At 72.1% G+C, this 14,412-nt stretch carries 15 protein-coding genes; 8 read left to right on the forward strand and 7 right to left on the reverse strand.

Annotated features, from left to right (window positions below; translation table 11 throughout):
• Positions 1-91: 91 nt before the first annotated feature.
• Entirely contained in the window at positions 92-1,519 is a 1,428-nt protein-coding gene (locus tag B5D66_RS00380) for a S28 family serine protease (protein WP_078759529.1), read from the reverse strand.
• A 223-nt stretch (positions 1,520-1,742) separates the two neighbouring features.
• On the reverse strand, positions 1,743-2,216 hold the full coding sequence (gene aroQ, locus B5D66_RS00385; protein WP_078759530.1) for a type II 3-dehydroquinate dehydratase: 474 nt from the start codon (positions 2,214-2,216) through the stop codon (positions 1,743-1,745).
• A gap of 216 nt (positions 2,217-2,432) precedes the next feature.
• Here aroQ and B5D66_RS00390 point away from each other — a divergent pair, with 216 nt between their 5' ends.
• A complete protein-coding gene (locus B5D66_RS00390) occupies positions 2,433-3,260 on the forward strand; it encodes a sugar phosphate isomerase/epimerase family protein (RefSeq protein ID WP_078759531.1) in 828 nt (275 codons plus the stop codon).
• 42 nt (positions 3,261-3,302) lie between these two features.
• Here the strand turns inward: B5D66_RS00390 and B5D66_RS00395 are convergent, their stop codons facing one another.
• Entirely contained in the window at positions 3,303-3,989 is a 687-nt protein-coding gene (locus tag B5D66_RS00395; RefSeq protein ID WP_078759532.1) for a GTP pyrophosphokinase, read from the reverse strand.
• A gap of 194 nt (positions 3,990-4,183) precedes the next feature.
• Here B5D66_RS00395 and B5D66_RS00400 point away from each other — a divergent pair, with 194 nt between their 5' ends.
• Positions 4,184-5,365 (forward strand): AI-2E family transporter, encoded by a 1,182-nt coding sequence (locus B5D66_RS00400; RefSeq protein WP_078759533.1) that lies wholly within the window; start codon positions 4,184-4,186, stop codon positions 5,363-5,365.
• Between the two features lie 14 nt (positions 5,366-5,379).
• Here the strand turns inward: B5D66_RS00400 and B5D66_RS00405 are convergent, their stop codons facing one another.
• Complete coding sequence (locus tag B5D66_RS00405) at positions 5,380-6,090, reverse strand: PAS and ANTAR domain-containing protein (protein WP_078759534.1); 711 nt, start codon at positions 6,088-6,090, stop codon at positions 5,380-5,382.
• A gap of 733 nt (positions 6,091-6,823) precedes the next feature.
• On the opposite strand from B5D66_RS00405, the gene B5D66_RS00410 reads away from it, so the two are divergent.
• Together B5D66_RS00410 and B5D66_RS00415 are read left to right on the forward strand one after the other, a co-directional pair.
• Positions 6,824-7,738, forward strand: coding sequence for a SigB/SigF/SigG family RNA polymerase sigma factor (locus B5D66_RS00410; protein WP_078759994.1), 915 nt, complete (start codon positions 6,824-6,826; stop codon positions 7,736-7,738).
• A 44-nt stretch (positions 7,739-7,782) separates the two neighbouring features.
• A complete protein-coding gene (locus tag B5D66_RS00415; RefSeq protein ID WP_144290637.1) occupies positions 7,783-8,208 on the forward strand; it encodes an STAS domain-containing protein in 426 nt (141 codons plus the stop codon).
• 32 nt (positions 8,209-8,240) lie between these two features.
• Here the strand turns inward: B5D66_RS00415 and B5D66_RS00420 are convergent, their stop codons facing one another.
• On the reverse strand, positions 8,241-8,693 hold the full coding sequence (locus tag B5D66_RS00420) for a hypothetical protein (RefSeq protein ID WP_144290638.1): 453 nt from the start codon (positions 8,691-8,693) through the stop codon (positions 8,241-8,243).
• Positions 8,694-8,787: 94 nt separating this feature from the next.
• On the opposite strand from B5D66_RS00420, the gene B5D66_RS00425 reads away from it, so the two are divergent.
• Positions 8,788-10,434 (forward strand): S8 family peptidase, encoded by a 1,647-nt coding sequence (locus B5D66_RS00425; protein WP_078759537.1) that lies wholly within the window; start codon positions 8,788-8,790, stop codon positions 10,432-10,434.
• Positions 10,435-10,739: 305 nt separating this feature from the next.
• Here B5D66_RS00425 and B5D66_RS00430 read toward each other — a convergent pair whose 3' ends face one another.
• Positions 10,740-11,000 (reverse strand): hypothetical protein, encoded by a 261-nt coding sequence (locus B5D66_RS00430; protein ID WP_078759538.1) that lies wholly within the window; start codon positions 10,998-11,000, stop codon positions 10,740-10,742.
• Positions 11,001-11,254: 254 nt separating this feature from the next.
• Between B5D66_RS00430 and B5D66_RS00435 the strand changes: the two genes are divergently transcribed.
• The 3 genes from B5D66_RS00435 (at position 11,255) to B5D66_RS26510 (ending at position 13,506) form a co-directional block, all read left to right on the forward strand.
• Positions 11,255-12,268, forward strand: a complete 1,014-nt coding sequence (locus tag B5D66_RS00435; protein ID WP_078759539.1) for an asparaginase — start codon at positions 11,255-11,257, stop codon at positions 12,266-12,268.
• 66 nt (positions 12,269-12,334) lie between these two features.
• Positions 12,335-13,213, forward strand: a complete 879-nt coding sequence (locus tag B5D66_RS00440) for a polysaccharide deacetylase family protein (protein ID WP_078759540.1) — start codon at positions 12,335-12,337, stop codon at positions 13,211-13,213.
• 158 nt (positions 13,214-13,371) lie between these two features.
• Positions 13,372-13,506, forward strand: a complete 135-nt coding sequence (locus B5D66_RS26510; protein WP_394330023.1) for a tetratricopeptide repeat protein — start codon at positions 13,372-13,374, stop codon at positions 13,504-13,506.
• Between the two features lie 134 nt (positions 13,507-13,640).
• On the opposite strand, the gene B5D66_RS00450 is transcribed toward B5D66_RS26510, so the two are convergent.
• Entirely contained in the window at positions 13,641-13,973 is a 333-nt protein-coding gene (locus B5D66_RS00450) for a hypothetical protein (protein WP_078759541.1), read from the reverse strand.
• Positions 13,974-14,412: the final 439 nt, after the last annotated feature.

The raw sequence follows: 14,412 nt of genomic DNA on the forward strand, positions 1-14,412 counted from the left end.
CGCCGGGGCGCGCCCCTGGGGAGACGGGGCTGGAGCACCGTGGCCCCGGCGGGCGGGACGCCCACCGGGGCCACGGCACCTGATCGACCGGTCAGATCGGACGGCGCTCGGTGTCGCCGACGTCGTCCAGCCCGGGGATGCGGTCACCGCCGCGCAGGGTAGCGACCTCGTCGGCCACGCCCGCCCAACGGCGCAGCGCCGAGGTGGCGGCGGCGCGGTCGGCCTCGGTCAGTGCCGCGATGTTGGCGCCGTGGTTGGCGCCGGGCGCGGTGAAGGAGAAGGCCTCCCGCCGGTGTCCGCGCCGGACCTCGAACGGTTCGGCGCTCCACGGGTCGTACTCGCCGTTGACGAACAGCAGTTGGCTGCCGTGGTTGCGGACCCAGCGGTCGATGTCGGGCATCGCGCGGTGGTCATAGCGGGGCAGGTCCATCTCGTCGGGCAGGTAGGTCGACGCGGTGAACTGTCCCGGGTATTCCAGCAGGTCGTCGATGTGGTCGGTGGGCACGCTCGGGGTGCCGAGCTGGGTGGCGGCCTGGTAGTAGTAGGGGATGTAGGGCTCGGTGCCCTGGTCGCTGTAGAACTCGAACCCGGCGATCTCGTCGAGGAAGGCCGCGATCTCATCGGTGGTGGCGTCGGTGCCGGGCACGTCGGCGCACCGTGACGTCGTCTGGTACTGCCAGAACGCCCAGGGCGTGTCCAGCACCAGCATCTCGAAGGCCGCGTCGGCGCTGCCGATCGCGCGGTGGAAGGTCCAGCCGTTGGCCGCGGCCAGCTCCTCGTAGTGGGCGACCAGCTCGTCGCGGCGCTCCAGCGCCTCGCGCTGCACCCCCTCCAGCGAGCGCTGGCAGGAGGGGTCGTCGCCGACCGTCTCGAAGAACTCCAGGTAGGCGCTGTCCTCGCGGTCGCGGACGTCGTTGGGGGCGACATAGGCGACGGTGCCGTCCACGTCGCCGGGGTAGAACCGACGATGGTAGACCGAGGTCATACCGCCCTTGGAGGCTCCCGTCGAGATCCACTCCTCGGCGTAGATGTCGTCGAGCGCGGTGACGATGCGGTGGTGGTCGGCCGCGGCCTGGCGGATGTTGAGGTCGTCCCAGTCGGCCGGTTCCGGGCGCGAGGGCGAGAAGAACCGCTGCTCGGTGGAGATCTGGTTGCCGTCGATCAGCCGGGTGGGCTCCGAACGCGAGGGCCGCGTGGAGACGTTGTAGCCGCTGGTGTGCAGCACCGTGGGCCGGTCGAAACCGCGGTGCAGGAGGGTGAGCCTCTGCTGGAAGGTGCCCTTGGCCGGATTGGTGTGGTCCACCGGCTGCTCGTAGCCGAGGACGAAGTAGCGGAACCCCTCCTCGGTGGGCTGTTCCTCGACCACGGTGAGGCCGGGGATGTCCTCCAGCCGGTCGAGGATGTCACCGTCGGGCTCCTGCGCGGCGACGGGGAGGGCCGGGAGCAGCAACGCCGCGGCGGCGAGCAGGGAGACCGTGGTGGTGCGGGATGACGTCGCAAGACGTCGTCGTGGGTTCAACGCGTGACCTCCAGTGAGGCTCCGGAGCTTCGTGGGCACCGCGAGTCGGGGACGGAGCGCGCTCCGTCGTTTGAAGGCTGATCATTGGGCGCGCGGACGTATCACGTCAAGAGCCGCATACGGTCAGTCATGACGGGGCGATCCCGCCAACACCGGAAACGCCCCTCGCCACGGGGAAAGAGCGCACGGCGGCCGGCGCGCGGCCGGCCGGCGTGCGCCGTGGTCACGCGGTGGCCCGGCCGCCGATGTGCCCGACGGCGGCGCGCAGCGCCAGTTCGTAGCCGAGGACCCCGCAGCCGATGATGCAGCCGGCCGCGACCGGCGCGATGACGGAGGTGTGGCGGAACTCCTCACGGGCGTGGACGTTGGAGATGTGCACCTCGAAGCAGGGCGTGGGGATCGCGTCGATCGCGTCGCGCAGCGCGATGCTGTAGTGGGCGTAGGCGCCCGGGTTGAAGACGATGGCCTGGTGGGCGCGGGCCGCGTGCACGTGGTCGACCAGGGCGCCCTCGGAGTTGCTCTGGGCGCAGGTCACCGTCACCCCCAGCTCCTCACCGAGCGCGGTGACCCTGCGCTCGACGTCGGCGAGGGTGGTGGTCCCGTACTGGGCGGGGTCGCGCTCCCCCAGCAGGTTGAGGTTGGGGCCGTTGAGCAGCAGCACGCTGGGGCGGGCGGGAGCGGCTGGGGAACCGGACACGGTCGGGTCCTCTCCTGTCGGGACAGGCCGCCGCGGGACCCCCGGGCCGAGGCGGCCCGGTCGCGCGGCGGCGCCGATAGTGATCCCGCCGAGGTTATCGCCGGTGGGACACCGTGTTCGGGGAGGAGGAGGCGCGGGGTGGGACGGACCGCGTCGGGTAGGGGGCCACGCGGCGATGGGCGGACACCCGCCCCTTCCGTATCCGAGGGGACGGACATGCGCGTGACGGCACCCGGCGACGACCTCACGGTCAGCTCCTTGACCCTGCGCGGGGCGAGGGACCTGCGGGAACGGCTGGAGGCTGCGGCCGAGGCCGGTTTCACCGGGGTGGGCCTGAGCCTCGACGACCTGCGCCGGGCCCGCCGCAGCGGGCACGACGACCGCGACGTTCTGGCGTTACTGGACGAACTGGGGTTGCGGGTCACCGAGGTCGAGCTGCTGTCGGACTGGGCGGGCGGGGAGCCCGGCGAACGCGAAGCCGCTCTGTTCGCCATGGCCCTGACGTTCGGCGCCGAACGAGTGCACACGGGCCTGCCCGATCCGCTCTCCCCCGGGGTCGACCTCGTGGCCGCCTACGCCCGGCTGTGCGAGCGCGCCGCGGCCCGTGGGGTGCGGCTGGCCCTGGAGTTCATGCCCTACGGGGCGGTCCCGTCGCTGCCGCGCGCCTGGGAGCTCGCCCGCGGCGGCGACCCGCGACATTCGGGTCTGCTGGTCGACGCCTGGCACTGGCACCGCGCCGCCGGCACCGCCGCGGACCTGGCTCCCATCCCTCCCGAGCGGATCGTGGCGGTACAGGTCTGCGACTGCCGCGCCCGTCCCTGCGGGGATCTGGCCGAGGAGGCGCGGCACCACCGGCTCCTCCCCGGTGACGGCGTGGCCGATGTGCGCGGCTTCCTGCGGCTGTTGCGCGGGCACGGGGTGACGGCGCCGGTGGGGGTCGAGGTGGCCTCCGACGACCTGGACGGACTTGGCGCCCGGATCGCGGCCCGGCGGGCCTACTCGGCCACGGCGGCCCTCCTGGCCTCGGCCGGGCCCCGGCCCTGAGACCGGTCAGGGAGTCCGTGCCGGGCACCGTCCCTGTATCTCTCAGGCGGGCGCGCTGCCCTCGCGCATGCGCTGGTGCAGCGCCTCCATCCGCAGGTCGAGCCGGGCCGACTCCTCCGCGACGGCGGTCAGCTCCTCCAGGAGCCCTTCGGGCGCGCTGTGGTCGTACTTGTAGAAGATCTGGTGTTCGAGCGCGGCCCAGAAGTCCATCCCGATCGTGCGCAGCTGGACCTCGGCCCTGACCTGTTCCACCCCGTCGGAGAGGAAGACCGGGATCTCGACGATCAGGTGCAGGCTGCGGTAACCGTTGGGTTTGGGCTGGGCGATGTAGTCCTTCGTCTGGATCACCGTCACGTCGTTCTGCCGGCCGAGCAGCCGGGCCACCGTGTAGACGTCGGAGACGAAGGGGCAGACCACACGCACCCCGGCCACGTCGTCGAGGTGCTCGCGGACCGAGACGACGTCGGGGGACAGCCCTCGGCGGCGGAGTTTGCGCAGGATCGACTCCGGCTGCTTGATGCGGTGGCTGATGTGTTCGATGGGGTCGTGTTCCCGGACGAAGTCGAACTCCTCGCTCAGGATGCGCAGCTTCGTCATCAGCTCGTCCACGGCGAACTTGCAGACGAGCAGGTGCCGCTCGATCTCCCGCAGGAAGAGGGCGCTGTCGGCCTCCTCCGGCGACGTGCCGGACTCCGTCTCCCGTCCCGGTCGCGTGTCTTTCTCGCCCATGCGGCCTTTCCGCTCTTGTCAGCCTGTCGGCCCTGGAAGGGGGATTGTATGCCGGGTCACCCCACGTCGTGGCCGAAAGGGACGTTCGACCCTCGCTCAGAGGGTAGGTGTGGTGCGGAGGCGGCGTGGCGGGCGGATCCGCCTGGCCGGTGGTTCCGGCCGATCCCACCGAAGGCCGGAGAGTTGGAGGCAGGATGACCCCGGACAGGGCAGGGCAACGGGACGGCGCCGACGAACGGTTGCGGGCGGCCGCCGGAGTCGCCTGGCGGCTGCTCGTCGTCGGTGCGGCGATCGCGATCCTGGTGTGGATCGCGATCCGCCTGCGCACGGTCGTCATCCCGATCATCCTCGCGGTCGCGCTGACCGCCCTGCTCGGCCCGCCGACGGCGTGGCTGCGCCGTAAGGGGCTGGGGCGCGGTCCCGCGACCACCATCGTCGTCCTCGGATCGCTGGTCGTGCTGGGGGGCGCGATCACGTTGATGATCCAACCCGCCCTCGCCGGCTCGGGCGACCTGATCGCCAGCGTCCAACAGGGGCTGGCCCGCGTGCCCTCGGCGCTCGCCCGGGTGGGGGTCGACCAGGCGATGTTCGAACAACTGTGGTCGCGTGCCCAACAGGAGCTCCAGCAGAGTTCCGGCCGGCTGGTCAGCGGCGCCTGGTCCAGCGCCGTCGCGGCCGGTCAGGTGGTCATCGGTATCGTCCTGGTCGCCGTCCTCACGGTCTACTTCCTGCACTCCGGCGACCGGCTGGTCCAGTGGCTGCTCAGCCTGTTCCCCGCCGCGAGCCGTTCCTCCCTCTACTCCGGCGGCACGACCGCCTATGAGGTGCTGGGACGCTATGTGCGAGGGGTCGCGATCGTCGGCCTCATCGACGCGGTCGGGATCGGGATCTTCCTGATCTTCCTGATCGACATCCAGCTCGCGATCCCGCTGATCGTCCTCACCTTCATCGGGGCGTTCCTGCCGGTGATCGGGGCGTTTTTGGCCGGTCTCCTGTCGGCCCTGGCCGCGCTGGTCACCGAGGGGTGGGTGATCGCCCTGGTCGTGGTGGGCGTGACCATCCTGGTCCAGCAGTTGGAGAGCAACCTCTTCGCGCCCCGGGTCTATGGGCGGTCGTTGGACCTGCCCTCCCCCGTGGTCCTGCTCGTCATCACGATCGGTTCGCTGCTGGGCGGGATCGCCGGAGCGTTCCTGTCGACCCCGATCGCGGCCGTGGTCGCGGCGCTGTTGCGGCGCTCGCCGGCCGAGGAGGAGTCCGCCGCGCCGAAGGTCGGCGCCGGAGGGGGCGGGAAGGTCCGGGCCCCTTCCGAGCGCGGCGGTCCCGTGGAGGAGGCCGGTGGGGCGTCCCGGCCGGCCGCCCCACCGGACCGGGGCTGACCCCGCTCCGCCGTTCACTCCGGGTGGTGGTTCCCCGCGCGCAGCCGGCCCAGTTCGCGCAGGATCGCGTCACGGACCGAGGCGGGCAGTTCGTCGCGCCGACCGGTGATCGCGGCGATGACGCCCGCGGCGAGGTGGCGCACCTTGACGTTGGTGTGCTGGGAGATCCGCTTGAGCGCGGCGGTGGCCTGGGCCGCGTCGCAGTCGCAGGCGAGCATGAGCATGCCCTTGGCCTGTTCGATGTCGGCCAGGGAGGCGTGCGCCGCCCAGGCGTTGGCCAGCTCGGTGCGCAGCTGGGCGTTCTCCGCCTCCAGTTCGCGCACGCGCGGTCCCGCGCTCGGGTGCGTGGAGGGCGGTGGGGCGAGACTGGCGTGGCCGCCCACCCACACGGTGGTCGCCGTCTCGTCCTGTTCGGCCGCGCCCATCGTCAAGACACTGCGCTCGCGCCCCTGCGCGTCGATGATGCGGTATTGGATGGAGAAGAGACCGCCGTCGCGCTTGATCCGGGCGAGCAGGCCGTGGACGTCACCGAGGTCGTCGGCGTGGACGTGTTCCAGGATCGCGTCGATGCTGGGGCGCATCCGGCCGGGCGGGTAGCCGAAGATCCGCACGAGTCCGGGCGACCACCACAGCATGTCGGCACGCACGTCCCAGGCGAAGCTGCCCGCGAGGTGCTTGTCGACCGCGGGTTCGGGCCTCGCGGTCCTGCCGTCCTCCATGGTCATGGCGCGACCGTACCCCGTCGTCCGCCCCGTCCGGTGGAGGCTGCGGGGGCACGGTGGCGGGCTTCCCGGCTTCCCGTACGGTTGCGCCCTCCGGTGTGGTGCCCCTGGGGCCGGCGTGTCGGGGAGACGCCGGCGCGGTGGGCCGTCCGTGCCGGGGCGACCCGGCCGGGTGACGGCCGGATATCACCTCCGGTCCCCGCCCGCGCCGGCGTGTGATGCGGGCAGGATCCCCTCCGGCCGTGCGCCGGACGGTCCCCTGCGGGGCGGCCTTTCCTTCAAAGCCGACCACGGAGCTCCGGCGCGCACCCGCGCGAGCGTCCCCCGCGGGGCGACCGCTAGCCGCCATCGGGTGGCCATAAACATCTGACCTGGGCATATAGCTGTCCGTATTCCGTTCCGAGGTGCCTTGGAGCGGCCCGTGGAAGGCCATGCGCGCCGCTCGCCGCCCGTTGACGGAACATGTCGCTCACCAGGGCAAACCCACCCCCAAAAAGGGCAAACAGCTACAAAAAACATCTTTGATCTCGTTTCAATGACAATCAGCCCGGAAAGTCCTTTAAAGGGTCTGAAAACGTGATTCAGCGGTCCGGCCGCCCCGCCGGCGGATAGCAGATAGTCGACGATGTCGACCCGACCCCCCGCTCCGGAGAGGCTTCCGGTCCCGATCGCGCCAGGACGAGAACGGACCCGCCCATCTCCCACCACCCATCACCGCCCAGGGGGTCACATGGTCATGACCGGCGCACTCGCCCCACCCTCCCGATCAGCTTCGAAACCGCTCGGGGGTGGCGACGGCGCGTCCTGCCCGCCCCTCCCCCGCGACGCCGACGCCGAACACCTCCTCCGGCTCCTGCCCGGGCTTCCTCCCTCGTCCCCCGTCCGCGACGAGGTGCGCCGCAGGATCGCGCGGATGTACGCGGGACGGGTCCAGCGGCTCGCCGACCGCTACCGCAACCGGGGCGAACCCACCGAGGACCTGCGCCAGGTCGCGATGGTCGGCCTGATGAAGGCCATCGACGGCTTCGACCCCGACTACGGCAGACCGTTCCCGTCCTACCTGGTCCCGGTCGTCAGCGGCGAGCTGAAACGGCACTTCCGGGACAACACCTGGGCCGTGCGCGTCCCCCGCCGTCACCAGGAGCGGCGCAACGAGCTCAACCGGGTGGTCCTGGAACGCACCCAGGCCCTGGGGCGCAGTCCCACGATCTCCGAGATCGCCGCCGCGATGGACCTCGACCTGGACGGCGCCGTCGAACTCATCAACGCCTCCTCCGCCTACAGCGCCCTCTCCCTGGACGCCCCGTGCAAGAGCGCCGAGGAGGACGAGGACACCTCCCTGGGGGAGACGCTCGGCGGCCTCGACCGGGCGCTGGAGAACGTGGTGGACCGCGAGGCGCTCAAGGTCGCCCTTCGACGGGTTCCTCCCCGGGAGCGGCGGGTGCTCTACCTCCGTTTCTTCGCCGACCACACCCAGACCGAGATCGCCGCGATGATCGGCGTCTCCCAGATGCAGGTGTCACGTCTGCTGGCGCGGACGTTGCGGACGCTGCGCGAGGAGCTCATGAGCGACTCGGTCACCGGCTCCGGCACCGATGCGTCCCAGGTCTCCTCCTCCGACCGGCCGGACGCCACCTCCCACAGTCGTTGAACACACGTTTCCTTCACACCTTGGACAGGCGGATCATGCACCAGATGACACAGATGACGGCCGACGTCTCCTACGCGGGCCGCGGGGCCATCGCGGCCTTCCCGCACAGCATCGAGGCCCGGCACCGCCACGGACTACGCGAGCAGTTGCTCTGGCTGGCCAACCAGCGGATCGGGGAACTCGTCATCGACGTCGGCGCGGCGCTCATGTGCGACGAGGCGCTCGCGGGGATCGTGGAGCGGGTACGCACCCGGGCCACGGCCCGCGGTATCCGGGTCTCGCTCATCACCACGCCGGACTCTCCGGCCGAACGCGTGCTCGCCCGGGCCGGACTCACCCGGTCGCTGACGGTGTACCGGACCCGCGAGGAGGCGCTCCGGGCGCTTACCGAGACCCCCGTCCCCGCGCAGCGGCGTTCGGCACCCTCCACCGCGGAACAGCGGGCGGCACGGACACTCCCGAAGCGCTGAGGCGCCGTCCCGGAGGCCGAAAAGGCGGGCGGCTAGCGCCACGCCCGTTCGCCCAGCATCTCCGGCTCGACGTTGCGGACGCCGTCGAGGGCGGCGAGACGTTCGACCAGCCGCAGCGACTCGGCGATCTCCCCGCGCGCCCCGCGCACCCAGGCGGTGTGCGGGGCGTATGCGGGTACCCGGTCGATGACCACTCCGATGCCGGCCAACTCGGCGCGCTGCTCCTCGGCCCGTTCCCCCTCGGCGAAGCGGACGTGCAGGCGCCCGGTCGGCACGACGACCTCTCCCCCGGGCGTCCGGCGGTACACCGGTCCCACACGGCTGCCCGGGGGCAGCCGGAGGGGAGGGCCCTGGACGACGGACACCGTCTCCCCCGCGGAGTGCACGGCGACGGATTCACGGTCCAGCCGGTAGCGGGGGCCGGCCACGGCGGTGGAGGAGGGGACCTCCTCGGGAGCCCCAACGGGCGGTTCCGGTGCTTCCACATCCCCAGTTTCGCACGTCACCACCCCTTGATCACCATGCGTGAGTGATCACATACTCAAAGCGAACAGCATGGTACGACGAGGGGGGAACACCATGGTCACCTGCAGGTTCGGGGGGACCGACGGCTTCCGACTGGAGCTGCTCGACCACGACGACCTGGTCGTCGTGCGCACCCGACGGCGCGGCACCCGCCACGAGACCGCGCCTTTGGGACGCCGCAGTCGCGAGGCGGGTGGGCGGCTGTCCGCGCTGTTCGGCCTGCCCGACGTCGGCGTGGACGTGTACGCGGCCCCGACCGGTGCGGCGCGCGAACTGGCCGACATCATCCACACCGATCCCGAGGTGCGCTTCGCCGGTCGTGGACTGCGCGACCCCTCGGGCGCGCCCGTCGTCTACACCGAGAACGTCTTCGTCAAATTCGCCGACGACGCGTCGGCCGATCACTGCGAACGCGTCCTGGCGGGGGCCGGGCTCACCGTCAAACGGACGCTCGGCTACGCCCGCGGGGCCTACTTCGTCGCCGCTCCGGAGGGCACCGGCCCCGCCGTGTTCGATCTGGCCGAGGAGCTGCTGGACCGCGACGACGTCGACCTGTGCCACCCCGAGCTGATCCGCGAGCCGAGCCACCGGGCCGCCTTCCCCCACCAATGGCACCTGGGACCGGTCACCGTCGACGGCCGGAGCGTCGACGCCCACGCCAACGTGGTGGCCGCCTGGCAGACCACCCGCGGTGAGGGAACGACCATCTGCGTCATCGACGACGGCTTCGACATCGACCACCGGGAGTTCTCCTCGGACGGCAAGATCGTCGCCCCCCGTTCCGCCAGCCCTCCCCGTTCCGGTGACCCCCGTCCCGGGCACGGCAACCACCACGGGACGGCCTGCGCCGGCGTCGCCTGCGCCGACGGCGTCGGCGAGGCGTCCGGGGTGGCGCCCGCCGCGCGGCTGATGCCCATCCGGCTCGTCTCCGGCCTGGGCTCCCAGGACGAGGCCGACGCCTTCGTGTGGGCCGCCGACCACGGTGCCGACATCATCTCGTGCAGTTGGGGGCCCCGGGACGGCCGCTGGTGGGATCCCTCCGACCCGCTGCACGACCAGGTGGTGCCCCTGCCCGACAGCACCCGGCTGGCCATCGACCACGCGGTGCGCAACGGCCGTGGCGGGCGCGGCTGCGTCGTCGTCTGGGCCGCGGGCAACGGCGCCGAGAGCGTCGACAACGACGGCTACGCCAGCAACGAACAGGTCATCGCGGTGGCGGCCTGCAACGATCGCGGGGAGCAGAGCGCCTACAGCGACCACGGCGAGGCGATCTGGTGCTGCTTCCCCAGCAGCGACGGCCACGAATCCCTCACCCCCGGCATCTGGACCACCGATCGCCGGGGGCGGGACGGCTACAACCCGGGGGACAGCTCGCTGGGGGACGAACGAGGGGACTACACCAACTCCTTCGGTGGCACGTCGAGCGCCTGCCCGGGCGCCGCCGGCGTCGCCGCGCTGATTCTGGCGACCGCGCCCGAACTCACCTGGAGCGAGGTCAAGGACGTCATCCGCGTCTCGGCCCGGCGCATCGACGACACTCCCGGCGAGTACGACGAGCGGGGCCACAGCAAACGCTACGGGTACGGCCGCGTCGACGCCAAGGCCGCCGTGGCCGAGGCCGCCTCCCGCGCCGCGGCGGGGCGCACCCGAAGCGACGACCCCGAGGCCGGCGAGCCCGAGCCTCCGCTCGTTCCCGCCTGAGGCGTCCTCGGGGCCCGCTCCACGGAGCGGCGACGACCGTTCGACCTCGGACGGCGGGGGTGGGGCGAGGCGCCGGCGGGAGGGCGACGTCGAACCGGGGCGGCCCATTGTCATCCGGGGAGAAGGCGTCCTCCGCCCGTCCGGATCCCGTGTCACCCGGCCGGGCGAAGGGCGGGGAGCTGTTGTACGGTGTGCGCCCGCCCTTCCTCGGACGGGCGCACACCGTGTCCTCGGCCTCTGCGCGGATGAGCCGGTGCCCGGACACCCGGACGTCTCCTTTCCGCGCTCTCGGGGTCGTCCGCCGGTCAGTCGCCGCCGGACGGGCCGAGGCGCCCGGCACGGTCGTGCCGGGCCGGCTGGGGACGGGGCTGGGCGCGTAACTCGGCGAGCAGGTCGTCCAAGCTCGGCGCGTGCAGCATCTGGGCCTGCATTCCACTGCGGTAGCCCTCGCGGAGGATGGCGGTGTAGTCGGGAGCGCCTCGACCGTCGTGGAATTCGCAGATCAGATAGGCCGGAAACTCCTCTCTGGCGGCGGCCAGCGCGTCATCGGGATGGAGTTGGTACACGCCTTCACCCCTTTTCGACTCGGACGAAACGGTTCGCGTCGGAGTGCCCAGCTACCCATCGCGCTCCAAAGCACACACCCGGTACCCGCCTTCCTGCGGGACCGGATCGGCTCGACGCGCACGGCGCCCGTCCCGCCTCCCTCTTTCGGCCTCGGGCGATTCCTCCCGGGCTCCCCGCGTTTCCCGCTTGCCTCACCCACTGCCGGGCCACAGAATGCTCCGGGACCGATCGATCGAACGTTTCCGGAGGTCACGTGGGCCGCATCGTTCTCCTGGCCACCGGTGGGACCATCGCGTCCCGCACATCGGCGCAGGGCCGGCGGGTCAGCGTCGGGGCGGCGGAACTGCTGCGGAGCGCCCTGGAGGTGGACGGGCTCGGCGCCACCGTGGTGGAGACCCGTGACGTCTCCGCCACCGCGGGCTTCGCCGTGGACGTGCCCGGGGCGCTGGCCCTGGTGCGCACCGTGCGCGCGGCCGTCAACGAGGCGGACGGCGTGGTGGTCACCCACGGCACGGACACGTTGGAGGAGGTGGCGTTCCTGCTCGCGTTGGCGCACGCGGGACGTGCCCCCGTCGTCGTGACCGGCGCCCAGCGCCCTTTCGACGACCCCGCGCCGGACGGTCCCCGCAACCTCTCCGCCGCGCTGCGCTGGGCGGCCTCCCCCGCGTCCGCCGGTTCGGGGGTGATGATCGCCTTCGCCGACGCGATCCTGCCCGCGATCGGCGTACGCAAGACCCACGCGCTGGCGCTCGACGCCTTCTCGGCACCGGATCGAGGACCCTCGGGGCACGTCGACGAGGCGGGGGTGCGCCACCACCATTTCGCCTCCCCGCCCGGCCCTCTGCTCACCTCCGACCTCGTCGACCTTCCCCGGGTCGAGGTGGTCGCGCAGTATCTGGGCTGTGACGGCTCGCAGGTCGGACGGGCGGTGCAGGCCGGCGCCCGCGGTCTCGTCGTCGCGGCGTTCGGGGCGGGCAACGCCACCCCGGGAACGGTGCGCGCCTGCCTGCAGGCGCTGGAGACGGGCACGCCCGTGATCGTGGCCGGCCGGACCGGGGCCGGAGCGGTCACCGGCCTGTACGCCGGCGGGGGCGCCGACCTCGCCGAGGCCGGCGCGATCTTCGCGGGTGATCTCTCCCCCTGGCAGGCCCGACTGTTGCTGGCCGTGGCCCTGGCCCCCGAGCCCGAGACCCCCGACGTCGAGGCGGTCGCCTGGCGGTGCCGCACCTGGCTGCGCGCGGCGGGCGCGATCGCGGCGGAGGACTGACCGCCCACGGGCTGCGACGTCCCGCGGGAGATCTTGCGAGTGGCACGACGAAGGGAGCCGACTGTCATGGCGAAGGAGATCCTGGTGGCCTACGGCGTCGACGTGGACGCGGTGGGAGGCTGGCTCGGCTCCTACGGGGGCGCGGGCTCGCCCTGCGACATCTCCCGTGGCATGTTCGCGGGCGAGGTGGGGGTGCCCCGCCTGCTGGAGCTGTTCCGGCGCGCCGCCATCCCCACGACGTGGTTCTGGCCCGGCCACTCCATCGAGACGTTCCCCGAACAGTTCACGGCCTGCTCCCAGGCCGGTCATGAGATCGGCGTGCACGGCTACAGCCACGAGAACCCGATCGCGATGTCGCGCGACCAGGAGATCGCGGTCCTGGACCGGTGCATCGAACTCATCGAGGAGCGTGCCGGGCGGCGTCCCGTCGGCTACGTCGCCCCGTGGTGGGAGTTCTCCCCCATCACCAACGAGCTCCTGCTGGAACGGGGGTTCCGCTACGACCACTCCCTGATGCACCACGACTTCCAGCCCTATTACGTGCGGGTGGGCGACTCGTGGACCCCGATCGACTACGACAGGCCCGCCCAGGAGTGGATGCGCCCGTTGGAGCGCGGCGAGGAGACCGACCTGATCGAGATCCCCGCGTCGTGGCACCTCGACGACCTGCCACCGATGATGTTCATCAAGTCCAGTCCGAACAGCCACGGCTTCGTCAACCCGCGCGACATCGAGCAGATGTGGCGGGATCAGTTCGACTGGGTGTACCGCGAATACGACTACGCGGTCTTCGCGATGACGATTCACCCCGACGTGTCGGGCCGTCCCCACGTGCTGTCGATGCACGAACGGCTGATCGAGCACGTCAACGGGCACGAAGGGGTGCGTTGGGCCACCTTCGAGGAGATCGCCGCGGACTTCGCCCGGCGCCGCCCGCGCGACTGAGGGCGGGGCGCGGACGGTTCGGCCGTCCGCGGCCATCCCCTTGACCGCCTCGCGGATGATCCGGTGCGCTGGACCTCGCGGGCCGCTCCCCTCCACGGCGGTCCGGCAGGGAAGGGGTCCGATGGACGATCATCCCCCCGAGGCGGCACGGACTGGCCCTGTGCCTGCGGGGCCAGGGGCGGCGCGAGGAGGCGCGAAGCGAGTTCGAGCTCGCGCTGGCCGGCCGCGAGCGGGTGCTGGGCCCCGACCATCCCCACACCGAGGAGTCCCGCGCGGCCCTGGCCGACTCGTGAACGCCCCGCGGGCAGGGCGCCCCGTTTCCGCGCAGGCATGGTGGCGCCCTTCCCGTCGCCGGCCGGCCCCGGACGCGACCGTGCCCTCGCCCGGTTCCGACGGACGAGGGCACGCGCGGGGAGGCTGCCCTGCTTCAGACCACCGTTTCCGGCCGGGCCACCGGGTCGTGCAGGACCGGGCGGCAGGCCAGCGCACCGCAGCGCAGACAGTGCAGCCGCGCGGCCTCCTCGGGGCACGGCGTCATCTGGCCGCACTGGTCGCACTCGTGGAATCCGTCCAGTTCGAGGACGTCCAGGGGCGTCAGTTCATGAGGGCGGTCGCAGGCCAGGCACGTCACGACGACCGGGTGCCCCCAGTCGATGCGACCGTGCGCCGCGGCCACGTAGTCGAGCCTGCGCGGTTCGGTCACCAGTCCGCATTCGGGGCACCGACTGAACGGGTTCGGGTACTCCCTGCCACTGTCCATCCGCATCCTCCGGTTACCGGGCGTGAACCCCGCCCCGGGGCCGGGGCGGGGACGAGGACAAGACGACGTGGGGGTTTCGGGGTCGGGGATCCCGGATCGGGCGCGACTCGCGCCCTGCCGTCAGCCGGGACTTCGGGCCACGCCGGACGGAACGTCCGCGAGGGGTGGCCGGGAATCCCAGGGAGACCAGCGGCATGGCCGGTCACCTGCTGACAGTTCGGTCATAGGGAGAAATTAGCACTACGCCCCAGGGATATATCGAATGTCCTTTTCAAAGCGTCTGGTGATGCTTTGACCCTTCAGGGGTGGACCGCGCCCGCCGAACCGTCCGACGGAGCACCGCTGGGGCGGGGAGAGCGAGGCGAAGGGCGAGCGGGCCGCCGTCCCCGGCCCGCTCACCCCTCCTCCCCCGGCCTGCGCCGCGCCGGGAAGGGCAGGC

The organism is Marinactinospora thermotolerans DSM 45154 (genome assembly GCF_900167435.1).
In the GTDB taxonomy this organism is placed as follows: Bacteria; Actinomycetota; Actinomycetes; order Streptosporangiales; family Streptosporangiaceae; genus Marinactinospora; species Marinactinospora thermotolerans.